The sequence below is a fragment of the Nocardia elegans NBRC 108235 genome, from assembly GCF_001612845.1.
Taxonomy (GTDB): domain Bacteria; phylum Actinomycetota; class Actinomycetes; order Mycobacteriales; family Mycobacteriaceae; genus Nocardia; species Nocardia nova.
Genome location: NZ_BDBF01000079.1, coordinates 1 through 22,974, shown reverse-complemented (window position 1 = coordinate 22,974; position 22,974 = coordinate 1). Strand labels below are relative to the sequence as shown.

Below are 22,974 nucleotides of genomic sequence, written 5' to 3'. Positions count from 1 at the left end.
GTTCGGGCGCCGCACCGGGATGGCCGAGGCCAGCGCCGCGGCCACCAGCGCGACTCCGCAGCCGATGAACAGGCCGGTGCGGAAACCCCCCTCGGTCGGCACGCTGTGACCGTGGAAGTCCATGCTCATCTGGGCCAGCACCACACCGATCACCGCCGCCGACACCGACGTGCCGATCGACCGCATGAGCGTGTTGAAACTGTTGGCGGACGCGGTTTCCGACAGCGGCACCGACGACATGATCAGCGCGGGCATCGCACCGTAGGCCAGCCCGACGCCGCCGTTGATCACGCAGATCGCCACCAGCAATCCCCAGGTCGACCCCATCAGCGCCGTGGTGAGACCGTAGCCGGCCGCGATCACCAGCGCGCCGGCGGTGAGCGTGACCTTGGGCCCGCGGACCGCCGAGAGCCGGGCGCCCAGCGGCGAGATCGCCATCATCATCAGGCCCGAGGGCGCCATCCACAGACCCATCGCCATCATGGACTGGCCGAGACCGTAACCGGTTTCGGTCGGCAGCTGCAGCAGCTGCGGCACGATCAGCGAGGACGAGTACATCGCGATGCCGATCACCACCGAGGCGGCGTTGGTGAGCAGCACCGGGGGCCGGGCCGTGACGCGCAGATCGACCAGCGGATCGCTGATCCGCAGCTCCCACCAACCCCAGATCAGCAACACCACGGCCGCGGCCGCGAACAGTCCGATGGTGGTGGCGCTACCCCAGCCCCAGGTGCCCCCCTTGGACACCGCGAGCAGCAACGCCACCAGACCGGCGCCGAGCCCGACCGCTCCGGCGTAGTCGAATCCACCGCTGCCGCGCACCGCCGACTCCGGCACCGCCAGCCACACCGCCACGGCGATCAGCGCGCTCAGCACCGCGGCGCCCCAGAACAGCACCCGCCAGTCCGAATGTTCGGCGACCGCCGCTGACAACGGAAGGCCCAGTGCGCCACCGATTCCCAGCGAGGCGCTCAGCAACGCGACCGCCGATCCCAGCTTCTCGGCGGGCAGGACGTCGCGCATGACGCTGATTCCCAGCGGGATGATGCCGACGCCCATCCCCTGCAGGCCGCGCCCGATGATCATCGGCAGCACCGAGGCCGACAGCGCGCACACGATCGAACCGGCGATCAGCGGAATCGTGGACAGCAGCAGGATGCGGCGCTTGCCGTAGAGATCGCCGAGGCGTCCGGCCACCGGCGTGGTGACCGCCGCGACCAGCAGCGTCGAGGTCACGATCCATGAGGCATTCGACGGTGTCGTATGCAGCAACTGCGGGAACTGCGCGATCAGCGGAATCACGAGGGTCTGCATGACCGAGGCGATGATTCCGGCGAATGCCAGCACCCCGACGATCGCGCTCGACCGGTCGGCGTCCGGCTTGGTCATGTCCACATCTCCCTCTTTAATATGTATTATGCACATGCAATGTATCATGCACATTCGGGAGCCGGTTACCCGCGCGAGCTGTGATACCCGTCTCGGTCGCGCACGAGAGGAGGGCGCTGTGGAACGACCCATCGCGGCGGTCGAATTCGAGACCATGCTGCTCAGCCGCTATCAAATGAGCCGGCGCGATCGGTGCGGACTCGAGCGCAGCGCCTATGTCCTGCTGAGCCGGCTGACGATGCAGGGGCCGATGTCGATCGGTCAGCTCAGCGCCGCCTTCGGTCTCGACACCTCCACGCTCAACCGGCAGACGGCGGCATTGATGCGCGCCGGATTGGTGGACCGCATCGCCGATCCGGACGGCGGCCTGGCCCGCAAGTTCCGGGTCACCGAGGCGGGTGCCCGCCGGCTGGAGCAGACCGTGGCCGCCACGGTCGCGAGCCTGGACCGCGTGCTGCACACCTGGCCCGCCGCCGATGTCGCCGACTTCGCGACCTATCTGCGCCGGCTCAACACCGATATCGAGCGCCTCGACGGCCGGCCGTGGCCGCGCCCGGACTGATCCGTCATGTGTCGCAGGCCTGCCTGATCCGCCGGACCAGATCGGCCACCTCGTCGGCCGGCATATCGCGGGGCGGTGCGAACGAAAGCCGGGTGAGCAGGCCACCGAATCGGGCCGCCAGCCGCTCCGGCAGGTCCTGCACCGCGGCCACGACGGCGAAAGCCTCGACCATGTCGTCGGTGATCGACTCCGCCATCCGATCCCAGCGCCCGGCTTTCGACAGCGCGGTCAGTTCGGCATTCACCCCGCCCCAGCCGTGCAGGTCGAACAGCGGACGATAGGCGGGTGTGGAGGCGTAGAAGGCCAGCCGGCGCCGCAGCGTCGCGACACCGCGATCGATCTGCTCACCGGTGCCCGTGACGACGAAAGGCGTTGCGACGAGTTCGAAGTCGTCGCGCACCGCGGCAGCGCCGAGCGCGGGCAGGGTGCGTTCGCGGATCCAGCGGGCGGTGGTGAAGCCGTGGCAGATGAAGCCGTCGGCGACCTCGGCCGCGACGCGAGTCATGGCCGGCCCGACGCCCGCGAGCAGAATCGGCGGCGCGCCGAAATCGTGTGCGGGCGGGACGAAGTCGCGCGGCATCAGGGTGTGCCGAGTGAATTCGCCCTCGAACACCAGCGGCGCGCCCTCGTGCCAGTGCGCCCAGACGGCCCGTAATGCCAGGACGTATTCGCGCATCCGCGCGGCCGGGCGGTCGGCCGGCATCGCGAAGCGCCGTTCGATATGCGCGCGCACCTGCGAGCCGAGGCCCAGGCGCAGCCGGCCGCCGGAGAAGCGCTGCAGATCGTCGGCGGCGTAGGCCACGGTCATCGGCGAGCGGGCGAGCGCCACGGCGACGGAGGTGCCCAGGCCGATACGGTCGCTGCACTGCGCCGCGACGGCGAGGGACAGGAACGGGTCGCCGTTCATCTCACCCGCCCAGATCCCGTCGAAGCCGAGCCCTTCGAGTGCGCGAACTCGCGCCGCGGCGTCGTCCAGCGCGCCGATCGTGGTATCGATTCGCACGGGGCACCTCCCATTTCACGATGAGAACATTATTCTCATATACAAAATGGACGTTCTGATTCGAATGGAGAGGCGCATGACCGAGCCCTTGGTCGTCGTCGAGCGCGCGGGCGGCATCACGACCGTGACGCTAAACCGTCCGGCGGTCCGCAATGCGCTCGACCGCGCGCTGATGGACGCGGTGTGGGATGCGGTCGCCGACGCCGGCGCGGATCCCGATGTGGGCGCCGTCGTGGTCACCGGAGCCGATCCGGCCTTCTGCGCGGGTATCGATATCGGCGCCGCCTCCGCGCACACGCCCGGCCGACCCGCCCGCTCCCCGGGCTCGGGCCCGGGCCGCGGAGCCGACGGCCTGTTCCGATTCCTGCCGGTGATCGACAAACCGGTCATCGGCGCGATCAACGGCGCATGCGTCGCGGGCGGGCTGGAATTGGCCCTGCAGTGCACCCTTCTCATCGCCTCCGAGCGAGCGCGGTTCGCCGACACCCACGCCCGGATGGGCATGATGCCCGGCGGCGGGGTCACCGTCGGACTCACCCGGACGGTCGGCCGGCGCAGGGCCGTCGAACTGTCGCTGACGGGAAATTTCCTCGCCGCCACCGACGCACTAGCCTATGGGCTCGTCAATCATGTTGTGCCCCATGCGCAATTGCTGCCGTTCACACACTCCCTCGCCGCCGAGATGCTGGCCGCTGACCGCGAGGCCGTCACCCGACTACTGCGGCACTACCGCGCCCTGGCCGACGACGACGGGAGCCGCGCGCAGCTGCTCGAGGGCGTCATGGCCGAAACCTGGTCGCCCGGCACCGCCCGCATGGCCGAATACGGGGCGCGGGTGATCGAGCGAGGGCGCGAGCAACTCAAATGATCCGGCTCTCATGACCGTCCCAATAGTGTTGCCGCAGTAGTCGTTTGTACAGTTTGCCGTTCGGGTCGCGGGGCAGCTCGGCGGCGAAGTCCACGGTGCGCGGGCATTTGTACCCGGCGAGTTCGGCACGGCACAGGGCTATCAGTTCGGCGGCCAGTGCGGGGCCCGCGGACGCCGAATCCACCGGCTGCACCACCGCTTTCACCGCCTCCCCCATCTCGGGGTCGGGTACGCCGATCACCGCGACGTCGAGGACCGCGGGATGGGCGGCGAGCACATTCTCGGCCTCCTGCGGATAGATGTTCACACCGCCGGACACGATTGTGTGCGACAGCCGGTCGGTCAGATACAGGAAACCGTCCTCGTCGAGGCGGCCGATATCGCCGAGGGTGCGCCATCCGTGCGGTCCGGCCGCGGCGGCCGTGCGCTCGGGATCGTTGTGGTAGTCGAACGGCCGCCCGCCCTCGAAGTACACGACCCCCGTATCACCCACCGGCACCTCCCGCCCGTCCGCGCCCACGATATGACAGGGCTGCGCCGGGCGGCCGACCGAACCCGGATGGGTCAGCCAGTCCCGCGCGCCGATGTAGGTGTTGCCGATATCCTCGGTGCCCGAGTAGTACTCGTTGACGATCGTTCCCAGCCAGTCGATCATCTGCCGCTTGACCGGCACCGGGCACGGCGCCGCAGAATGCACCACATCGACCAGGCTCGACACGTCGTACCGGCGGCGCTCGGCGTCGGGCAGCCGCAACATGCGCACGAACATCGTCGGCACCATCTGGGTGTGCGTGACCCGGTGGCGCTCGATCAGTTCCAGGCAGCGGCGCGGATCGAACCGTTCCATCACGATTACGGTGGCGCCGAGGCGCTGCCACGACATGGCGAAGACCAGCGGCGCGGCGTGATACAGCGGAGCCGGTGACAGGTAGACCGCGTCCTCGCGCGCCCCCGCGGCGAGCAGACCGCGCGCGATCTGCACCGGCGGCGCCTGCGGATCCCCGAGTGCGGTGGCCGGCAGCGGTTTACGCACCCCTTTCGGACGCCCGGTGGTGCCGCCGGAGTACAGCATCTCCCGGCCCTCACATTCGTCCGGCAGCCGGTCGCCGGATTCGGCGGCGCGCAGGTCGTCGTACCGTTCGAAACCGTCGAGATCGCCTGCGGCACAGATCTTCACCGCGATTCGGCGCAGATCCAGCCCGGTCACCACCTCGGCCTGCGCCGCCGTGGTGACCAGCGCGGTCGCACCGCAGTCGTCGAGGATGTACTGCACCTCGCCCGCGCGCAGATGCCGGTTGATCGCCGTGTAGTACAGACCGCACCGCTGTGCGGCCCAGGCGATTTCGAGAAACGACCGTGTGTTCTCGGCCAGGATCGCGAGATGGCCGCCGACCGCGAGACCGCGGCGGCGCAGGGCCCGCGCACCGGCGCGCGACCGCTGTTCCAGTTGCGCGTAGGTCACCGTCTCCCCGCTCGCGCCCATCACGATCGCGGGCCGATCGGGACAGCGTTCGGCATACCGGCCCGGAGTCATCGGCGCGGCGCCCATCGGCAGTCCTCCCGTCCGCGCGGCGGAGAATATAATTACACATTCGAGAGAATGATACTCTCGATGTGTGAGCCTGCGTTTCATCTTTCACTATCCGGAGACCGGGGGACCCCACAGCGATGTTCTCGACGCCGGACCACTGCGCGAGGTCGCGATCACGGCCGAGCGGTGCGGATTTCACGGCCTGTCGCTGAGCGAGCACCCGATCCCCGGGGCACGCTGGCTGGACAACGGCGGGCACCAGACCCTGGATTCACTGGTCGCGCTCGGTTATGTGGCGGCCGCGACCGAACGGCTGCGGCTGCTCACCTATCTCGCGGTCGCGCCCTACCGCAATCCGTTCCTGCTGGCGAAGGCCGCCGCGACGGTCGACAAACTCTCCGGCGGCCGGCTGATCCTGGGCGTGGGTGCGGGCTATCAGAAGAGCGAATTCCACGCGCTGGGAGTCGATTTCGAGGAACGCAACATCCTGTTGGACGAGGCGCTCGAGGTGCTGCCGCTGCATTGGCGCGGCGAGCCGTTCAGTTATCGCGGGCGGCATTTCGATGCCCGGGAGGTGATCGCCCGGCCGCGGCCGGTGCAGGATCCCATTCCGATCTGGATCGGCGGCAACTCCGCCGCCAGCCGCCGGCGCGCCGCGACCCGCGCCCAGGGCTGGATGCCGATGTCCGGCGGCGCCACGCTCAGCGCCACCGCCCGCACCCCTGCGCTCGGATCACACGCCCAGCTCGCCGCACAGATCGCCGAGGTGCGGGCGCGCGCCGAATCCGCCGGGCGCAGTGGCGATCTCGACGTGCTGTACTCCTACCACGACCCGGATCTGCCCGACCCGGCAGCGGCCGATCGCCACCTCGAGGCCTTCGCCGAACTGGAGAAGGCGGGCGTCACCTGGCTCGTGGTGTCCAGCCGCACCGCCGACCACGCGGCGACCACCGACTTCCTCGACGCCTTCGGCGCCACCTACCTGCGATGACCACGGGCTGGTTCGAACAGCGCGCGGGACTGGCCGGCACGGTCGCCGTGATCACCGGCGGCGCAGGCGGCCTCGGTCACGCGATCGCCACCGATCTGGCCGCCAACGGGGTGCGCCCGGCGATCATCGACATCGATGCCGACGCCGTGGAGCGGATGCGTGCGGCACTGGACGCGCGGGGATGCGATGCCGTCGTCGTCCACGGCGACGTTCGCGATCCCGACCGGCTGGCCGCGGTGTTCGACGCGGCCGAGGCTCGGTGGGGCCGGCTCGACATCCTGGTCAACGTCGTCGGCGGCACCTTCCGCGCTCCGTTCACCGACACCCGCCCCAAGGGCTGGGAGGCGCTGCTGCGCAGCAATCTCACCCACGTGCTGCACGCCTGCGCGCTGGCCGTACCGCGGATCCGGGCGGGCGGTCGCGGCGGCAGCATCGTCAACATCACCACGATCGAGGCACACCGGGCCGCACCGGGTTTCGCCGTGTATTCGGCGGCGAAGGCCGCGGTCGAACAGTTCGCCCGCACGCTCGCGGTCGAACTCGCACCCGACGGCATCCGCGTCAACAATGTGGCGCCGGATTACGTGCCGACCCCGAATCTGCGCCGGATGCCGCACGGGGATGCGGCGATGACCGACCCGCTCGGCGTGCGGGTCGCCATACCACTGGGCCGGCCCGGGGAGGTCGGCGACGTCTCGGGCTGCGTGGTGTTCCTCGCCTCGGCGTTGTCGGCCTATCTGACGGGAACGACCCTGCATCCCGACGGCGGTACCGGCGCCTCGGCGGGCTGGTTCAACTGGCCGGAGACCGGCTGGGCGAACTACGCGCCGATGCGCTATCTGGCCGCCGATGCGAAGAATCAGTAGGCGAGGAAGAGGATTTCGTCGCGCGAGTAGTCGTGGCCGGGGTGGTTCTCGGCCAGATGTTTCTGCGTCTTCTCGACGAGGTCGTCTTCGTCGGTGCCGACGATCTGTTCACCGCAGGGGCAGCCCAGTCTGGTCTTCAACGTCGTTCTCCATCGGTCGGGCTGGACGTGTCGTTCCTCGTCACCTTATGCACATCGTGTGCCGTCCGTCACCCCGGGTCACCGGCCCGCTCGCGCTCCGCAACCGTCCGCCCGGCGCTCACGGTGGTCCTGAGCTCGGCGAATACCTCGGCTATAACGTGTGACAATTCGCGCGTGGAGGAACCGTCGACCCACCGATCGAAGGCGATCCCGAAGACGGTCACCGCGACCCGGGCGCAGAGGGTCGCGTCGGCCTCCGCGACGCCCGCGGTCCGCAGCGCGTCGGCCAGTTCGCCGCCCAGGACGGCCATTTTCCTGAATTCCCGCTCCTGCAGGGCGGGGTTGGCCGCGATCACCGCCCGCCGCCGCAGTTGCCACGCCGCCAGATCGGGAATCTGCGCACCGGCCGCCTGGATCGCGGCGACCGCCGTCGCCATCGGGTCCGCACCCGCGGGCGCGGTGGTCACCGCTTCCGCGATCGCGCTGCTCAGCAGGTCCTGACCGCCGAAGAGCACCTCCCGCTTATCGGCGAAATGCCGGAAGAAGGTGCGTTCGGTGAGGCCTGCCCGCTCCGCGATCTCGGCCACCGTCGTTTCGTCGAACCCGCGCTCGGAATACAGCTCGAGGGCCGCTCGGGCGAGGCGACCGCGCGCATTGGGTTCCCATCGACTCATGATCCGATCCTAGGTGACGACAGTTGCTGACATTCGATCCGCCGGGGGCGGCACTGGAACCGGTGAGCAGCCTCCGGATTCGGTCCTATAACGTGTTCTAATTCGAGTGGGCCGGGAACGGAAGGGCCGAGGCGATGATGGCATTCTTCAGCCGCGACGAACGGGGATTCGTCGCGGGCGACTTCGCGGTGAGCAAATGGTCGCCCGATCACGTGGCCGGGCCCGCGATCTGCGGGCTGCTGGCGCGGGAATTGGAAACCCACTGCCCGGGCGCCGGTTTCGTTCCCGCGCGGCTCACCGCCGATCTGTTCCGCCCGGTGCGGAACGAGCCGATCACGGTGCACAGTGCGGTGGTGCGCTCCGGCGCCCGGGTGCGCGTCGCCGACGCGTGGATCACCCAGCAGGACGAGGTGCGGGTGCGAGCGTCGGTGATGTATCTGGCTGTCGCACAGCAACCTCCGGGCCGAATCTGGCAGGCCGAACAGCCCCTGCCGGTGCCCGACCGGCGCCTGGACGCGCCGACCGGCCAGCCACCGCTGTTCAAATGCGGCGACGGCGAATGGTCCGGCGACTTCGCCGCCGCGCAGAACGGGGAGCGCAAATCGGTCTGGCAGAATCTGCCGCCGCTGGTCGAGGGCGAGGCGATCACTCCGTTCCAGCGCGCGGCGTTCCTGGCCGACACCACCAATCTGGTCTGCAACTGGGGCACCGAGGGCGTCGGCTACATCAACAGCGACGTCACCCTCACCCTGACCCGGCTGCCGGAGGGGCGGGAGCTGGGATTGCATGCGCAGGACCATATGTCGGCCGACGGCATCGCGGTCGGCACCGCCACCCTCTACGACCGGGCCGGACGGATCGGCACCTGTGTCGTCACCGCGCTGGCGAACGCCGCCCGCCAAGTGGATATGGCCGAGACCAGGGTCTGAGCGCACCCTCCGGTCGCGGCCGTGCGGCTCGCACCACAACGGCCGCTCACCGCACTCGCGCCCCTCAGTGGGCCGGGCGCGCCGCGCGCAGACAGAAGTCGGTGACGCGTTCCACGTCCCCCGCGGTCGGTTCGACTCGCCGCCACAGCAGTTCGGCGAGGCGGCCGACCACCGCGTGCGCTGCGAGCGCGGCATCGATATCCGGGTGCTCGCAACCCACTGCGGCGAACGGCGCCCGCAACAACTCGGCGAGCCGGGAACTGGCCTCCGGCGGTCCGGTCACCAGCCCCTGCGCCAGACCGCCGGCATTCCACATCACCGCCCGGGTGGTCGCGGCGACCTCGCCGACCCCCTGGGACAGCACGCCGTCCACCCATTCGCGCACCGCCTCCTCGGGGGTGGGCCGCTTGCGCATCCGATGGTCCAGATAGTTCAGCAGCCGGGCGGTTCCGTCTTCGAGGAGGGCGGCGACGAGCGCGTCCTTGGAGGCGAAATGCCGGTAGAAGGCATCGTTGGACAAGCCGGCGACGGCGACGATATCGGCGACCCGCGGCCGCGACTCGGTGCCGCAGCGCCGCATCACCGCCAGCCCGGCATCCAGCAGCCGCCGCACCTCGGCGGTGTAGGCGGCGCCACGTTCGGCCAGTGCCCGCTGGGCGATCCTGGCCGCGACGTCGTCGTTCACCGCCGCGCGTCCGGCCCGGCCCGCAGCGCCGCCGTCACGCCGCCGTCGACAACCAGGTCGGTGCCGTTGAGGAAACTCGCCGCGTCGGAGAGCGCGAAGGCCACCACGGCCGCCACCTCTTCGGGACGCCCTTCGCGGCGCAGCGGCGTGCGCTCGACCAACTGTCGCATGGTGGCGTGTTCGGCTGCTTCCTGGCGGCCCTGCGGGGTGTCGATGATGCCGGGCGAGACCGAGCAGATCCGCCCTCCGGCGGGGCCCAGCCGCACCGCCTCCCGCCAGACCAGCCGCTGCACACCGCGTTTGGCCCACCCGTAGGCGATGCCCGGATGCTCCACCGCCGGGCCCACGGCCTCGCGGATCCGGTCGAGGAAATGCTCGTGCAGCGGATCGTCGAGCACGGCGAGGGCGGCGGGATCCGGTGGGTTCGGATCCAGCAGCGGCGCCATCGAGGCGAACACCACCGTCGCCGCGCCCGGACCGACCAGGGGCCGCAACGCGTCCAGCAGGTGGACGGTGCCGATCAGGTCCACGGTGAAGATGCGGCGCCAGTCCGCCATCGTGGGCGAGATCCCCGCCGCATGCGCGACGGCACGCAATTGCCCTCGGCCGCCGACATATTCCGCCAGTTCCGAGACCCGCTCGCGATCGGCGACGTCGACCACGAACGCCTCGGCCCGGGTATGCCCGGACGTCAGCTGCTGCGCGGCCGCGGCCGCACCCGCCTCGTCCCGATCGGCCAGTACCAGCACATCCACCCGTTGCGCCAGCGCGCGGGCACATTCCAGGCCCATCCCGCGTCCCGCGCCGGTCACCAGCCCTACCGCTGTCATCCTCGATCACCTTCGTTCTGTCGTTCGCCACCCGGCGCCGCCCAGCAGCGGGCCAGGCCGGATTCGGCGGCGCGCGTGAGCAATTCGACGCGGAAGCCGTTCGGGCCGTTCAGGAAGGCGAACAGCGGCGCACCGCCGGGACCCGGCCGCATCGCCTCCACCGTGTATCCGGTTCGCTCCAGTTTCGCGATATCAGCGGCCACGTCGTCGGACCAGTAGCCGACGTGGTGAATGCCGCTGCCGGACACCGGTTCCCACAGGGTGCCCGCCACCGCCCGGATCACCTCCACGCGCGGCACGGTCGTGGAGTACACGCAGCGGATGTCGACGGCCTGTTCACCGGAGGACGACACCACCGTGAGCGGTCCGCCCGTCTCGACACCCCACTCGTAGCCCAGCACCTGCGACAGTGCCGCGGTCGTGGCCGCCACGTCCGCGGCGACGATGCCGATGTGGAACTGGTCGGCGGCCCTCATCCGTTCCCTCTCGCCGAAATGACAGTCGCCGTGTCAAGAATGCTATTCTTCATCACGAGAATCATATTTCCACCGAATGGGAGGAGGCGCAATGGCGTGGGACTTCGAGACCGATCCGCAGTTCCAGCGGAAGCTGGACTGGGCCGATGCGTTCGTCCGCGAGGAGGTCGAACCGCTCGACCTGATCTGGCCGCACGAGCAGTTCGTGCCGCCGGACCCGACCCGCCGCGCCGTGCTCGATCCGCTCAAACAGCAGGTGCGCGACCAGGGGCTGTGGGCCACGCATCTGGGCCCCGATCTCGGCGGGCAGGGCTACGGGCAGCTGAAACTGGCGCTGCTGAACGAGATTCTGGGGCGGTCGTCGTGGGCGCCGGTGATCTTCGGATGCCAGGCGCCCGATACCGGCAACGCCGAGATCATCGCGCATTTCGGCACCGAGGAGCAGAAGCGGCGCTACCTGCGGCCGCTGCTCGCGGGTGAACTGTTCTCCAGCTATTCGATGACCGAACCGCAGGCCGGCGCCGACCCGACCCGGTTCACCACCTCCGCCGCGCGCGACGGCGACGACTGGATCATCAACGGCTGGAAGTTCTTCTCCTCCAACGCGGCCACCGCGGCCTTTCTCATCGTCATGGTGGTGACCGACCCGAATGTCAGTGCCTACCAGGGCATGTCGATGTTCCTGGTTCCGACCGACACTCCCGGTGTTCGCATCGAACGCAATGTCGGGCTCTACGGCGAGCCGCTCGACGGCGGCGCGCACGCGCTGATCCACTACGACAATGTGCGCGTGCCGGATTCGGCACTGCTCGGCGGCGCCGGACAGGCGTTCGCCATCGCGCAGACCCGGCTCGGCGGTGGCCGCATCCATCACGCCATGCGCACCATCGGACTGGCCCGCAGCGCCCTGGACATGATGTGCGAGCGGGCACTGAGCCGCGAAACGGCGGGCAGCCGGTTGTCGGACAAACAGTTCGTGCAGGGCTATATCGCCGATTCCTACGCTCAGCTGCAACAGTTCCGGCTGTTCGTGCTCTACACCGCGTGGGAGATCGACAAATACAACGACTACCGCAAAGTACGCAAGGACATCGCCGCGGTGAAGGTCGTGATGCCGACCGTGCTGCACGACATCGCCTGGCGCGCGATGCAGGTGCACGGTGCGCTCGGGGTCACCAACGAGATGCCGTTCTTCACCATGATCCACGGCGCCGGGGTGATGGGGCTGGCCGACGGGCCCACCGAGGTGCACAAGGGCACCGTCGCCAAACAGGTACTGCGCGAGTACCGCCCGAGCGAGGATCTGTGGCCCAGCCAATGGATTCCGAAGAAGCTCGACGCCGCGCGCGCGAAATTCGCCGACTATCTCGAACACGAAGTAGGTAACCAGTGATCGACACCGCCCGCCTCGCCGAGTGGATGGACGCCCGCGACCTGCCCGGCCGCGGCGAACCGGCGCAGGTCCGGTTCCTCTCCGGCGGCACCCAGAACGAGATCTATCTGATCGATCGCGGCGACCATCGCTGCGTCCTGCGCATCCCGCCCACCGGCGCACCACCCGAACGCGACGCCGGGATCGAGCGGGAGTGGCGGATCACCGCGGCCCTGGAGGGCACCGACGTGCCGCATACGCCCGCCGTCGCGGTCTGCACCGACCATTCCGTGCTGGGCCGCACCTTCTACCTGATGGGCTATGTGGACGGCTGGTCGCCGATGGACAGCAAACGCTGGCCGGCGCCGTTCGACACCGACCTCGGCGCCCGGGCCGGCCTGGCGTACCAGCTCGCCGAAGGTATCGCCCTGCTGTCGCGAGTCGACTGGCGCGCCAAAGGATTACAGGATCTCGGCCGCCCCGACGGCTTCCACGAACGGCAGGTCCAGCGTTGGACCGACTTCTTCGCCCGCCACCGCGGCCGCGACCTCGACGGGATGGCCGAGGCCACCGCATGGCTGCGCGCGCACCGGCCTCTCGACTACATCCCGGGCCTCATGCACGGTGACTACCAGTTCGCCAACGTCATGTTCGAACACGGCGCCCCCGCCCGGCTGGCGGCGCTGGTCGACTGGGAGATGGGAACGGTGGGCGATCCGAAACTCGATCTCGCCTGGATGGTGCAGAGTTGGCCGGAGGACACCTCCGCACCGGAGGCCGCGGGGGTGAGTTATGTGGATCTGCGCGGTATGCCGTCGCGCGACCAGCTGGTCGCGCACTACGCGGACGTGTCCGGCCGCCAGGTCGACGACCTCGACTACTACCTGATCCTGGCGAAATGGAAGCTGGCGATCGTGCTGGAACGCGGTTTCCAGCGCGCCGGAGACGATGTCAAATTGCAGTCCTTCGGCCCGATCGTGCCGAAGCTGATGCGCGAGGCCGCCGACCTCGCCGAGAGTACGGAGTACCGATGAGCCCCGCCGAATCCACCGACCAGGTCGTCGTCGAGCGCCGCGATGCGGTGCTGATCGCCCGGATCAACCGTCCCGATGCGCGAAACGCACTCAACGGCACCGTGTTACGCGGTCTCGGCGCGGCGGTGCTGACCGCCGAAACCGATCCGGAGATCCGAGCACTGGTGCTCACCGGCACCGGCGACCGCGCGTTCTGTGCCGGGATGGATCTGCGCGAATTCTCCGACGGCTCTGGGAAACACGCGGAGTCACCCGAGGAACGCAGCGCTCTCGAGGCCTACGCCCGCATGGCCTCGGGCCGCACGCCGGTTCCGGTCATCGGCGCCGCCAATTCCACCGCGGTGGGCGGTGGCCTGGAACTGCTCATGGGCTGCGATGTGATCGTGGCCTCCGCGGCGGCGAAGTTCGGGCTACCCGAGGTGAAGCGCGGACTTTTCGCCGCGGGCGGTGGCACCGGTATCGGCACGCGCATTCCCCTCGGCATCGCTCTCGAATTGCTGCTGACCGGACAGCTCATCGATGCCGAGCGCGCCGAACGGATCGGTCTGGTGAACGCGGTAGCCGCACCGGCGGACGTTCTCGACACCGCGGTTGCCCTCTCGACCACTGTCGCCGCCAACGCACCGCTCGGCTTGGCGGCCTCCAAGGAACTCGCCCGCCTGGCGGTCACCGACGACGCCGCGGCCACCGAACGCCTGAAGCATTGGCAGACCGCGGTTTTCGCCAGCGCCGACGCCGCCGAGGGCGCCCGCGCGTTCCTGGAACGCCGCACTCCCCGCTGGCAGGGCAAGTGAGCCGGATGCGGGCGGCGGTGTGCCCGGAGTACGGGCCACCGGAGGTGGTACGCATCGAGGAGCGGCCGGTTCCCGAACCGGGCACCGGTGAGGTCCGGGTGCGGGTGCGCGCCGCCGCGGTCAACTTTCCCGATGTCCTGCTCGTGGCGAACGAGTATCAGATCAGCGTGCCCCCACCGTTCGTCCCGGGCAGCGAATTCGCCGGCGAGGTCGTCGCGCTCGGTCCCGGCTGCGGGCCGATCGCGATCGGCGATCGCGTGTGCGGCACCGGCCTGCACGGCGCGTTCGCCGAACAGATCGCGGTCCCGGCCGGCAAGCTGACCCGCGTTCCGGAGGGCGTCGATTTCGCCGACGCGGCCGCCTTCGGTGTCACGTATCGCACTGCGTACCACTGCATTCGGTCGGTGGCGCGGGTGTCGGCGGGTGCGGAGCTGATCGTGCTCGGCGCCGGGGGCGGCGTCGGGTCGGCGGCGGTCGCGCTCGGTGCCCGGCTCGGGCTGTCGGTGACCGCGGTGGCCTCCTCCCCCGCCAAACTCGAGGTGGCGAGATCTCTGGGGGCCGCGCATCTGATCGACCACCGCGGTGGGAATCTGCGCGACGGCTTACGTGCCGCGCTGCCGGGGGGCGCCGATGCCGTCATCGATCCGGTCGGCGGCGAGCTCAGCGAACCGGCGCTGCGGTCGTTGCGCCGCGGCGGGCGTTTCGTCACCGTCGGCTATGCTTCGGGCACGGTTCCCCGGATTCCGCTGAACCTGGTGCTGGTCAAGGGCATTCACGTGCTCGGCTTCCAGTTCCAGGATATCGATCGGGCCGAATTCGACCGCAACGAGCGCGAACTCGGCCGGCTGCTGGCGGACGGCCTGCGCCCGCATATCGGCGCCCACTTCGCGCTGTCCGACTCCGCCGCGGCCCTCCGGCTGGTCGCCGACGGGCACGCGGTCGGAAAGGTCGTCATCGACATCGACGAGGACGGCGACAGGGCGCGCGGTTAACCCGCCACCGGCACCAGATCCACCGGCGGCGCCCACACCGGTGCTCCGCTGCGGAAGGTCTCCAGCGGAGCCACCGAGGTGGCCGGTATCCCCGCGGCGGCGAGGGCCTGCCGCTTGAAAGCCCGTGCGGCGACACTCAATCGGTGCTGCACGGTATCGACCCGGCAGTCGAGTTCGTCGGGACAGAACTCGCCGAGCAGCGTGACCTCGGACAGTCCGCGGTCGAGTGTGTCGAGGACGCCGCAGCGAATCCGGTGATCGGTTTCGAACAGCTCGCCGGCCAGCGCCACCGCGTGTGGGTGCGGGCCGTGGACGGGCGAGGACAGCGAATCCTCCATATCGAGTACCACGGCGCCGAGAATCTCGAGCGCGCGGGCGTGGGTGGGATCGCCGACGATGACGGTGACCTCCCAGCCCGCCATCCCGCGATCGAACAGCCAGCCGCCGGCGCAGCGCACCACCTCGGTCACCGTCGGCGCCACCACACCCAGCCGGTACCTCAATGGACGTCGCTGCGCGTCAGCTCGCGTTCGAGCGACCGAGCGTACTCCTGGAACACCTTGGTCAGTGGAATCGAGGGATCGAGCAGCCATGACGTTTCCATTCCATTGAGAAAAGCGACTATCTCCACAGCCTTGACGGCAGGGTCCACATCGGCGCTGTAGCGCCCGCAGCGCTGTCCGCGCCGGATACTGTCGGCAACCTGATCGGTCGCCGCACGGTAGCGATCGAGCAGGCGATCGTGCAGCGGCGCATCGGGTTCCAGATTCTCGATCAGCAGCACGGCGTACATGCCGATCAGATCGGGTGCGCGGCGGAAGCGATCGGCGACACCGGCGATCTGTTCGGGCAGTTCGCCTTCCAGATCCGCGTGCAGTTCGTCGTCGGTGTCGCGGGCCTCCAGGACCGCGTGCAGCAGTTGATCCTTCGATTCGAAGTGGTGCAGCAGCCCGGCCGGGGTGACTCCGGCCTCCCGGGCGATCTGCGCGAGCGTGGTCGACCGCCACCCGTTGCGGGCGAGCATCCGCTGCGCCACGGCGAGGATGCGCAGCTTGCGCTCCTCCCCCTTGGCGAGCAGCGTGTCGTAGGCCCGAACGTTGGCTGGCCGTCGCTGACCGGACACCGAACTCCTTTGGTCGAAGCAACCTACTGAACACACAGTAGGTCGGTTTGGTCTGTGTGACAAGGGTCTCATTTGTGTCGACTTTTGCCGCAGGTCACATCCGACGCGGCAGGCGCATGACACACTCCGCCCGGCATCGGTCAACGCCCCTTCCACACCGGTGCCCGGCGCGCGGCGAAGGCCGCCGGCCCCTCCTGCGCATCCTCGCTGTGATAGCAGCGTTCACTGGCCGCGCGGGCCGCCCGCAGGGCCGCCGAACGGCCCATCTCGGTGGCGAGCATCACCGTCTCGCGGGCGGCGCGGACCGAAAGCGGTGCGCCGCTGAGGATTTCGCGAGCCAGCTCGATCGCGGTGTCCAGCAGTCGTTCGGGTTCGGCGAGGCGATTGACCAGGCCGATCTCGTAGGCACGCCGCGCGTCGATGGGGGCGCCGGTCAAGAGCAGCTCCATCATGATGCGCTGCGGGATCATGTGGATCAGCGGCGCCGCCCACGGGGAACTGCGGCCGACCTTCACCTCGGTGACCGCGAAACGCGCGGTCGTCGCCGCGACGCACAGATCGCAGGCCTGCGCGATCATCCATCCGCCGGCGAACGCGGCGCCGTTCACCGCGGCGATGGTCGGTTTCGACAACTCGACGGTGTCGTACGGCAGCGGATACATGTCACGCGGCGGCACCTGCATACCGGTGGCGACCATCTCCTTCAGATCACCGCCGGCGCAGAAGGCCTTGTCCCCCGCGCCGGTGAGGATCGCGATCCGCAGCGCCGCGTCGTGTTCGAAACGGTCCCAGGCGGCGAACAGCCCCGCACGGATGTCGGCGTCCAGGCAATTGCGGGTGGCGGGACGGTTCAGGGTGATGACGGCGATGCCGTCGGCGCGGGCGTCGAACAGCACCGCCTCGCCGCCGGGCGCATCGGTCGCGGGTGTGCCGGCCATTCAGAATCCTCGCTTCGTGATCTCGGCCGCGGCCCGTTCCAGGTCTTCGCGGAAATCGGGATGGGCGATCGCGGTCAACCGGCGCGCCCGCTCGGCGAGCGTGCGCCCCGCGAGCTCGGCCGCGCCGAATTCGGTGACGACGATGTCGGTTTCGCTGCGTGCGGTGGTAACCGGACCCGAGAGAGTGGCGCTGATCCGGCTCACCGTGCCGTCCTTCGCGGTGGCGGGCAGCGCGATGATGGCGTGCCCACCGCGGGCGCGGGCCGCGCCGCGCACGAAATCGACCTGTCCGCCGGTGCCGCCGAGATATGCGGTTCCGTGCTGTTCGGCGTTGACCTGTCCGGTGAGGTCGACCTCCACCGCGGAATTGATCGACACCAGATCGTCGAGCCGGGCCAGCACCGCGGCATCGTGGGTATAGGTGGCCGGGCACATGCGGATCGACGGGTTGCGATCGGCGAAATCGTAGAGCCGGCGGGTACCGATGAGCGCACCCGTCACCGAGACGCCGGTGTCGATGGGCTTGCGCGCGTTGGTGATCGCGCCCGCCTCGACCAGATCGACCAGGCCGTCGCCGACCATCCCGGAATGGACGCCGAGATCCACCCGGTCGCTGAGCATCCGGAACAGCGCGTCGGGCACCGCGCCGATCCCGGTCTGCACCACGGCGCCGTCGCCGATGTAGGCGGCCGCATGCCGGGCGATCGCCTCGTCGACGGGCCCGATCCGCGGCGCGGCGACGGTGACCGGTGATCGCGAGACCTCGACGGCGTAGTCGATCGCGCTGCCGGGAATCGAGTCGCCGTAGGTCCACGGCACCTGTTCGTTGATCTCGGCGACCACCACCCGCGCGGCGCGCACCGCCGCGGCGACATGGTCGCTCACCAGCCCGAGGCTGTGGTCGCCGTGCCGGTCGGCGGGCGCGACCTGAACGAAGGCGCAATCGCAGCGCAGCGCACCGGATTCGAGCATCGGCCCGATCTGCCCCACATGGCAGGCGATCACCTCCAGCGCATGCGCGGCGGTCAGGCCGCGCAGCGCGCCGATCGCGCCCATACTGCACATTCGCAGGCCCGCGGTGGCGGCCGGGGTGAACGATCCGGAGAAGCTGGTGGCGATGAAGGCGGTCAGCCCGCCGATGCCCGCGGCCTGCCGCAACAGCACTTCGACCAGCGTCGGCGGTTCGCCGCAGGCCTGCCCGATCACGAGATGATCGCCGGGCCGGAGGAATTCGCTCAGATCCAGATCCGCGGGATCGCACACGACCGTCATGCGGCGCCCCCGCTTTCACCGGCGCGCGCGAAACCGCTGTCCCGATCGCCGACGAGTTCGGCGGTGTGCGCACCCAGCCGCGGCGCCGGCCCGGCCACGCGACCCGGAGTGCGGGAGAACCACGCGGGTGGCCCCGGGAACCGCACCGGACCGTTCGGCGTGTCGACGGTTTCGAAGAAGCCCACCGCCTCGAGATGCGGATTGTGGAACAGCGCCTCCAGCGAATTCACCGGCGCGGCGGGGATGTCGAGCGCACCGAGCAGCGCCAGCCACTGCTGTGTCGTGCGTTCCCGGAACGTGTCGGCCAGCAGGGCGTAGACCTCGTCGATCCGCGCCGCGCGCTGCGCCAGGGTGGCGAATTCGGATGTGGCCCAGGGCGGGCGCACCGCGTCCACGAACGCGTTCCACTGTTTGTCGTTGTAGACCAGCGCCGCGAGATATCCGTCGGCGGTGCGGTAGGGCTTGCGGTCGGGCGTCAGCGCGCGGGGATATCCCGGCGGCGCGAGCGCCGGTTCGAACAGCGCGCCCGCGGCGTGCTCCACGAGCATGAACGCCGCCATCGTCTCGAACATGGCGACCTCGACCTCTTGGCCCTCGCCGGTGCGTTCCCGGTGGAACAGCGCCATGACCGTCGCGTACAGGGCGGTCAGGCCGGCCACCTTGTCGGCCATGATGGTGCCGACGTACGCGGTGTTGCCGGTCAGGCGCTGTTGCACGTAGGGCAGTCCGCATTCGGCCTGGACGGTGTCGTCGTAGGCGGTGCGATCCGCGTCCGGGCCGCGGCGGCCGTAGCCGTAGCAGTTGGTGTAGACGATCGCCGGGTTCAGTGCCGCCACCGCGGGATAGTCGAAGCCCAGCGCCGCGATCGCCCGCCCGCGCATCGAATGGATGAAGACATCGCCACCGCGGATCAGGTCGCGCAGCGCCGCCTTGCCGGACTCGGTGCGCAGATCCAGCACCACGCTGCGCTTACCGCGGTTGACGTTGACGAACACCCCGCCCATGCCGGGTTCCGGGCCGGCGGAGATGTAGCGGGTGTTGTCCCCGGCGGGCGGTTCGACCTTGATCACCTCCGCGCCCATATCGGCCATGATCTGAGTGCAGTACGGGCCCATGACCATGGCGGTCAGGTCGATGACCCGCACTCCCGCCAGCGGACCGGCGGCGGTGCTCGACGGCTGCATGATCGGTGCCTCCTCGCTCGACACTCCCCGCACGACGACCGGCTCCGGACGGGTGCGACGACGGCGTCCGGGCACGCGGAATCGAAGCCCACCGGCCGCGAGTCGCGAACGGGCCTCTGGGGCAACATCTTCAGGCTATCTGATGAATCTTTACAAGGATAGTGATATCAAGGTTCGGTGGGCAGTGACAACAACGGCGTGCGGATTCCCGCATCGGTGGCCACGATCCTCGATCCGGTGCTGGCTACCCGCCCCGACGCCACCGCGATCGAAGCGGCATCGGGCGCGTGGACGTATGCCGAACTCGACGCCGCGGCGGCGCGTGCGGCCGGTGCGCTGTGGCACCTGGGGGTGCGCCCGGGCGATCGGGTCGCGGCGTGTCTGCCCAACGACCTGCCCATCGTGGCCGCCTTTCACGGGACGCAGCGGATCGGCGCGGTATGGGCGGGAATCGGCGAGGCGTCCGCGGCATCCGAACAGCAACTGCTGTGCGATCTGGTGGAGCCGTCGGTCGTCCTGGCGGGGCCGCGATTCGACGCGCGGGTCGCGCGGGCGGTCGATCCCGACCGGTGGGCCGGGCTGCTCAGCGTGGCGGATCCGGCGCCACGGGTCGAAACCGATCCCGACGCGCCGGCCGGGATCGCCTTCACCAGCGGCACCTCGGGCGTTCCCAAAGCGGTCGTGCATTCCCAGCGCGGGATGCTGCTGCCGGGTGCGGTCACGGTCGCGACCCGCGGCTGGGGTCCGGATCTGCGCCGCGGTGACAGTTTCGCCCTGACCATTCTCAACATGATGATCCTGTCCACTCTCACCACCGCGCAGGCGGGCGGGACCGCGGTGATCATGAATCGCCGCGACGCCGAGGGCGTGGCGGAATGGATTGCCGCGCATCGGGTTACGGTATGGAACGGAGCGCCCGCCCAGCTCTACGACCTGGCCCGGCGCAGCGCCGATCTGAGCTCGCTGCGTGAGGTGTGGAGCGGCGGCAGCGACACCTCCGACGCCGTGCGCGACGCCTTCGCCGAGGCGCACGGTCTGATTCCACGTGTCACCTACGGGCTCACCGAGGCGCCGACCGTGGTGTCGATCGACCCGCCCGGATCGGCGTGGCGGCCGGGTACGAGCGGCAGGGTGACACCGCAATTCGACGTCGCCGCCTACGACGACGAGGGCCGCCGCCTGCCCACCGGTGAACCGGGTGAACTGCGGCTGGCCCCCGCACCGGCCGGGCCGTGGGCGGGCCGATGGACTCCGATGCTGGGCTATTGGTCCGACGGCCGGGTACGTCCGGGCGAACCGCCGCCGCTGCCGACCGGCGATATCGGAACCGTGGACGAGCAGGGCTGGCTGCGGGTGATCGACCGCAAGAAGCTGGTGATCATCCGGGGCGGCGCGAACGTCTATCCGCTCGAGGTGGAACGCGTCATCACCGGACATCCGGGAGTGGCCGCGGCCGCGGTCTGCGGGATACCCGACGAACGGCTCGGCCAGCGCGTCGCTGCTGTCGTCGAAAGTTCCGGCCCGGCACTGGATTTCGATGCGCTCACGGCCTGGTGCCGGCGCGAACTCGCGAGCTACAAGGTGCCCGAGCGCTGGGTTCGGGTGCCGGCGCTGCCGGTGAATGCGATGGGCAAGATCCAGCGCACCGAACTCGCGGCGCTGGTGACCGCAGGGCTCGGGGACCCGTCGTGACCGATCGGCGCACCCTCATGAAACCTGCTGCGGCGAAAGGAAGTACGCGGTGACCGGACAGCACAGCTCCGGCGGGGCGGACGTCTTCGACCTGAAGGGCCGGGTCGCGATCGTGACCGGTGCGTCGTCGGGCCTGGGGGCAGCCGTGGCCCGCACCCTCGCCGGATTCGGCGCGCGGGTAGCGGTGGTGGCGCGCCGGCGTGATCGGCTGCAGGAACTGGCCGAGGAGATCGACGGCCTCGCCGTCACCGCCGACCTGTCGGAGCTGGAACGGGTCGGCGCCATCGCCGAGGCCGCGGCCGCCGGGCTCGGTCCACCGGAGATACTGGTCAACGCGGCGGGCACCATGTTCACCGAGGAACGCGCGGAAGCCGAACCGCTGCCCGCCATCCGGTCCACCCTGGAGCTGAATCTGGCCGCACCGCTGCTGCTGTCGCAGGCGGTGTTCGAGCATATGCGCGCGGTCGGCCGCGGCAGTATCGTCAACATCTCCTCGATCAGCGGCCGGGTGGGCATCCCCGGCATCCCGCAGGCGTCCTACGCCGCCAGCAAGGCCGGACTGTCCGGTCTGACAGCCGAATTGGCGGTCCAGTGGGCCCGCCACTCCATCCGGGTGAACACGGTCGCGCCGGGCTTCTTCCGCAGCGAGATCACCGCCCCGCTCTACGACAACGAGCGTCCCCGCGAATACCTCCGCCGCAACACTCCCCTGCCGCGCCACGGCACACCGGAGGACGTGGTGGGCGCGGTCGCCTGGCTGGCCGGTGACGCCGCGGGGTACGTGACGGGCCAGACCATCGTCGTCGACGGTGGGTGGACCGCCCGCTGACCCGCAGTCACTGCTCAGGGTGTGAAGCCCGGATCCCGGTAGCGGCGGGCGAGGTGCGCCCGATGGTCGGCCGGAGATCCGAACAGCGCGCGGTTGAGGGTGGCGCGTTCCAGGTAGCGATGGACGCCGCTCTCCCAGGTGTAGCCCATTCCGCCGTGCAGTTGCATGGCCTTTCCGGCGATGTCGACGGCGGCGGCACAGGCGTGGGATTTGGCTCGGGCGATCGCGATCCACGCATCCGCGGCGCCGAGGGCGTGTGCGGCCACGGCGTCGTCGACGAGTCGGCCGGCGATGCGCAGGGCGACGAGCATATCGGCGCACGCGTGTTTCACCGCCTGGAACGAGCCGACGGGGCGGCCGAATTGTTCGCGGGTGCGCACATGGGTGACGGTGGCGTCCAGCGCCGCCTCGGCGAGTCCGACGCTGTCGATGGCGGTGGCCAGCGCGGCCCGCTCGAACAGCGCTCGGAGCGGGTCGGCATCGGCCCAGCGCCACACCGATTCCGCCTCGATGGGGGCGTCCTCGGCGCGCACCGCACCGACGGTGCGGGTCCCGTCGAGAATCGGCTGCTCGGCGACCGCGATACCGGGTGCGCCGGGTGATACCGCCACCAGAACCGTCGATCCGTCCGGTTCCGCCGCCGGAATCAACAAGGTGGTCGCTGCGGTGATGTCGGCGACGAATTCTGTTGCACCGCAGATATACATCGCGTCGTCGCGCCGCTCCATCCGGAACGGCACGAACCCGCCGGACCTGCCCCACGGCGGCCCGGCTTCCCCGCCCGCGACCACGATCGGCAC

General features: G+C 69.9%; 25 protein-coding genes. 11 read left to right on the top strand and 14 right to left on the bottom strand.

The features are described from left to right. A partial coding sequence (locus NE2_RS33055; protein ID WP_063909547.1) for an MFS transporter occupies positions 1 to 1,389 on the bottom strand: 1,389 nt, incomplete at its 3' end. A gap of 118 nt (positions 1,390 to 1,507) precedes the next feature. On the opposite strand from NE2_RS33055, the gene NE2_RS33050 reads away from it, so the two are divergent. Then, entirely contained in the window at positions 1,508 to 1,951 is a 444-nt protein-coding gene (locus tag NE2_RS33050; protein ID WP_233429963.1) for a MarR family winged helix-turn-helix transcriptional regulator, read from the top strand. A 4-nt stretch (positions 1,952 to 1,955) separates the two neighbouring features. On the opposite strand, the gene NE2_RS33045 is transcribed toward NE2_RS33050, so the two are convergent. Then, positions 1,956 to 2,954: a TIGR03617 family F420-dependent LLM class oxidoreductase gene (locus NE2_RS33045; RefSeq protein WP_063032505.1), complete on the bottom strand. Its 999-nt coding sequence runs from the start codon at positions 2,952 to 2,954 to the stop codon at positions 1,956 to 1,958. A 76-nt stretch (positions 2,955 to 3,030) separates the two neighbouring features. Here NE2_RS33045 and NE2_RS33040 point away from each other — a divergent pair, with 76 nt between their 5' ends. Further along, positions 3,031 to 3,822, top strand: coding sequence for an enoyl-CoA hydratase (locus NE2_RS33040; protein WP_084494500.1), 792 nt, complete (start codon positions 3,031 to 3,033; stop codon positions 3,820 to 3,822). Here NE2_RS33040 and NE2_RS33035 read toward each other — a convergent pair. Further along, a complete protein-coding gene (locus tag NE2_RS33035) occupies positions 3,815 to 5,371 on the bottom strand; it encodes an acyl-CoA synthetase (protein ID WP_084494499.1) in 1,557 nt (518 codons plus the stop codon). The genes NE2_RS33040 and NE2_RS33035 overlap by 8 nt on opposite strands. A gap of 67 nt (positions 5,372 to 5,438) precedes the next feature. Between NE2_RS33035 and NE2_RS33030 the strand changes: the two genes are divergently transcribed. Both NE2_RS33030 and NE2_RS33025 read left to right on the top strand, forming a co-directional pair. After that, positions 5,439 to 6,344, top strand: a complete 906-nt coding sequence (locus NE2_RS33030) for an LLM class F420-dependent oxidoreductase (protein ID WP_218018715.1) — start codon at positions 5,439 to 5,441, stop codon at positions 6,342 to 6,344. Then, positions 6,341 to 7,210, top strand: a complete 870-nt coding sequence (locus NE2_RS33025) for an SDR family NAD(P)-dependent oxidoreductase (protein ID WP_063032501.1) — start codon at positions 6,341 to 6,343, stop codon at positions 7,208 to 7,210. Before NE2_RS33030 ends, NE2_RS33025 begins: the two co-directional genes overlap by 4 nt. On the opposite strand, the gene NE2_RS34590 is transcribed toward NE2_RS33025, so the two are convergent. Together NE2_RS34590 and NE2_RS33020 are read right to left on the bottom strand one after the other, a co-directional pair. Beyond that, positions 7,204 to 7,350, bottom strand: coding sequence for a DUF1059 domain-containing protein (locus tag NE2_RS34590; protein ID WP_063820473.1), 147 nt, complete (start codon positions 7,348 to 7,350; stop codon positions 7,204 to 7,206). The genes NE2_RS33025 and NE2_RS34590 overlap by 7 nt on opposite strands. A gap of 68 nt (positions 7,351 to 7,418) precedes the next feature. Then, positions 7,419 to 8,024 (bottom strand): TetR family transcriptional regulator, encoded by a 606-nt coding sequence (locus NE2_RS33020; protein WP_063032499.1) that lies wholly within the window; start codon positions 8,022 to 8,024, stop codon positions 7,419 to 7,421. 134 nt (positions 8,025 to 8,158) lie between these two features. Between NE2_RS33020 and NE2_RS33015 the strand changes: the two genes are divergently transcribed. Then, positions 8,159 to 8,953, top strand: coding sequence for an acyl-CoA thioesterase domain-containing protein (locus NE2_RS33015; RefSeq protein ID WP_063032497.1), 795 nt, complete (start codon positions 8,159 to 8,161; stop codon positions 8,951 to 8,953). A gap of 64 nt (positions 8,954 to 9,017) precedes the next feature. Here NE2_RS33015 and NE2_RS33010 read toward each other — a convergent pair whose 3' ends face one another. From NE2_RS33010 to NE2_RS33000, 3 genes are read right to left on the bottom strand one after another with little or no spacing between them, the layout of a single operon-like run. After that, complete coding sequence (locus NE2_RS33010; RefSeq protein ID WP_063032495.1) at positions 9,018 to 9,638, bottom strand: TetR/AcrR family transcriptional regulator; 621 nt, start codon at positions 9,636 to 9,638, stop codon at positions 9,018 to 9,020. Beyond that, positions 9,635 to 10,468 carry an SDR family oxidoreductase gene (locus NE2_RS33005; RefSeq protein ID WP_030517519.1) on the bottom strand — a complete coding sequence of 278 codons (834 nt, stop codon included), beginning with the start codon at positions 10,466 to 10,468 and terminating at the stop codon, positions 9,635 to 9,637. The genes NE2_RS33010 and NE2_RS33005 overlap by 4 nt, the downstream gene beginning before the upstream one ends. After that, positions 10,465 to 10,944 (bottom strand): VOC family protein, encoded by a 480-nt coding sequence (locus NE2_RS33000; protein WP_063032493.1) that lies wholly within the window; start codon positions 10,942 to 10,944, stop codon positions 10,465 to 10,467. The genes NE2_RS33005 and NE2_RS33000 overlap by 4 nt, the downstream gene beginning before the upstream one ends. A gap of 91 nt (positions 10,945 to 11,035) precedes the next feature. Here NE2_RS33000 and NE2_RS32995 point away from each other — a divergent pair, with 91 nt between their 5' ends. From NE2_RS32995 to NE2_RS32980, 4 genes are read left to right on the top strand one after another with little or no spacing between them, the layout of a single operon-like run. Further along, a complete protein-coding gene (locus tag NE2_RS32995; RefSeq protein WP_063032491.1) occupies positions 11,036 to 12,337 on the top strand; it encodes an acyl-CoA dehydrogenase family protein in 1,302 nt (433 codons plus the stop codon). Positions 12,338 to 12,363: 26 nt separating this feature from the next. Then, positions 12,364 to 13,350 carry a phosphotransferase family protein gene (locus NE2_RS32990; RefSeq protein WP_063032511.1) on the top strand — a complete coding sequence of 329 codons (987 nt, stop codon included), beginning with the start codon at positions 12,364 to 12,366 and terminating at the stop codon, positions 13,348 to 13,350. Next, complete coding sequence (locus tag NE2_RS32985) at positions 13,347 to 14,144, top strand: enoyl-CoA hydratase/isomerase family protein (RefSeq protein ID WP_063032489.1); 798 nt, start codon at positions 13,347 to 13,349, stop codon at positions 14,142 to 14,144. The genes NE2_RS32990 and NE2_RS32985 overlap by 4 nt, the downstream gene beginning before the upstream one ends. A 5-nt stretch (positions 14,145 to 14,149) precedes the next feature. After that, a complete protein-coding gene (locus NE2_RS32980; protein ID WP_063032487.1) occupies positions 14,150 to 15,136 on the top strand; it encodes an NADPH:quinone oxidoreductase family protein in 987 nt (328 codons plus the stop codon). On the opposite strand, the gene NE2_RS32975 is transcribed toward NE2_RS32980, so the two are convergent. The 5 genes from NE2_RS32975 to NE2_RS32955 all read right to left on the bottom strand — a co-directional run bounded on the left by NE2_RS32975 (position 15,133) and on the right by NE2_RS32955 (position 19,623). Beyond that, the gene (locus NE2_RS32975; protein ID WP_063019505.1) at positions 15,133 to 15,639 is read right to left on the bottom strand and encodes a hypothetical protein; all 507 of its coding nucleotides are present in this window, start codon (positions 15,637 to 15,639) and stop codon (positions 15,133 to 15,135) included. The two genes, NE2_RS32980 and NE2_RS32975, sit on opposite strands and share 4 nt — an antisense overlap. Further along, positions 15,636 to 16,259, bottom strand: coding sequence for a TetR/AcrR family transcriptional regulator (locus NE2_RS32970; protein WP_030517513.1), 624 nt, complete (start codon positions 16,257 to 16,259; stop codon positions 15,636 to 15,638). The genes NE2_RS32975 and NE2_RS32970 overlap by 4 nt, the downstream gene beginning before the upstream one ends. A gap of 140 nt (positions 16,260 to 16,399) precedes the next feature. Then, positions 16,400 to 17,197, bottom strand: coding sequence for an enoyl-CoA hydratase/isomerase family protein (locus tag NE2_RS32965; RefSeq protein WP_063032485.1), 798 nt, complete (start codon positions 17,195 to 17,197; stop codon positions 16,400 to 16,402). Further along, a complete protein-coding gene (locus NE2_RS32960) occupies positions 17,198 to 18,469 on the bottom strand; it encodes an acetyl-CoA hydrolase/transferase family protein (protein ID WP_063032484.1) in 1,272 nt (423 codons plus the stop codon). After that, positions 18,466 to 19,623 carry a CaiB/BaiF CoA transferase family protein gene (locus tag NE2_RS32955; RefSeq protein ID WP_063032509.1) on the bottom strand — a complete coding sequence of 386 codons (1,158 nt, stop codon included), beginning with the start codon at positions 19,621 to 19,623 and terminating at the stop codon, positions 18,466 to 18,468. The genes NE2_RS32960 and NE2_RS32955 overlap by 4 nt, the downstream gene beginning before the upstream one ends. Positions 19,624 to 19,830: 207 nt before the next feature. On the opposite strand from NE2_RS32955, the gene NE2_RS32950 reads away from it, so the two are divergent. Both NE2_RS32950 and NE2_RS32945 read left to right on the top strand, forming a co-directional pair. After that, complete coding sequence (locus tag NE2_RS32950; RefSeq protein ID WP_063032482.1) at positions 19,831 to 21,345, top strand: class I adenylate-forming enzyme family protein; 1,515 nt, start codon at positions 19,831 to 19,833, stop codon at positions 21,343 to 21,345. Between the two features lie 49 nt (positions 21,346 to 21,394). Beyond that, the gene (locus tag NE2_RS32945; protein WP_063032479.1) at positions 21,395 to 22,174 is read left to right on the top strand and encodes an SDR family NAD(P)-dependent oxidoreductase; all 780 of its coding nucleotides are present in this window, start codon (positions 21,395 to 21,397) and stop codon (positions 22,172 to 22,174) included. A 14-nt stretch (positions 22,175 to 22,188) separates the two neighbouring features. Here NE2_RS32945 and NE2_RS32940 read toward each other — a convergent pair. Further along, positions 22,189 to 22,974 (bottom strand): acyl-CoA dehydrogenase family protein (locus NE2_RS32940; RefSeq protein ID WP_267888204.1); only part of this gene is annotated, 786 nt, incomplete at its 5' end.

Coding starts and splice junctions, on each gene's coding strand:
- NE2_RS33040 (WP_084494500.1), top strand. CDS start 3,031: ATGACCGAGCCCTTGGTCGTCGTCGAGCGCGCGGGCGGCATCACGACC.
- NE2_RS33035 (WP_084494499.1), bottom strand. CDS start 5,371: ATGGGCGCCGCGCCGATGACTCCGGGCCGGTATGCCGAACGCTGTCCC.
- NE2_RS33025 (WP_063032501.1), top strand. CDS start 6,341: ATGACCACGGGCTGGTTCGAACAGCGCGCGGGACTGGCCGGCACGGTC.
- NE2_RS33020 (WP_063032499.1), bottom strand. CDS start 8,024: ATGAGTCGATGGGAACCCAATGCGCGCGGTCGCCTCGCCCGAGCGGCC.
- NE2_RS33015 (WP_063032497.1), top strand. CDS start 8,159: ATGATGGCATTCTTCAGCCGCGACGAACGGGGATTCGTCGCGGGCGAC.
- NE2_RS33005 (WP_030517519.1), bottom strand. CDS start 10,468: ATGACAGCGGTAGGGCTGGTGACCGGCGCGGGACGCGGGATGGGCCTG.
- NE2_RS33000 (WP_063032493.1), bottom strand. CDS start 10,944: ATGAGGGCCGCCGACCAGTTCCACATCGGCATCGTCGCCGCGGACGTG.
- NE2_RS32995 (WP_063032491.1), top strand. CDS start 11,036: ATGGCGTGGGACTTCGAGACCGATCCGCAGTTCCAGCGGAAGCTGGAC.
- NE2_RS32990 (WP_063032511.1), top strand. CDS start 12,364: ATGGACGCCCGCGACCTGCCCGGCCGCGGCGAACCGGCGCAGGTCCGG.
- NE2_RS32985 (WP_063032489.1), top strand. CDS start 13,347: ATGAGCCCCGCCGAATCCACCGACCAGGTCGTCGTCGAGCGCCGCGAT.
- NE2_RS32980 (WP_063032487.1), top strand. CDS start 14,150: ATGCGGGCGGCGGTGTGCCCGGAGTACGGGCCACCGGAGGTGGTACGC.
- NE2_RS32965 (WP_063032485.1), bottom strand. CDS start 17,197: ATGGCCGGCACACCCGCGACCGATGCGCCCGGCGGCGAGGCGGTGCTG.
- NE2_RS32960 (WP_063032484.1), bottom strand. CDS start 18,469: ATGACGGTCGTGTGCGATCCCGCGGATCTGGATCTGAGCGAATTCCTC.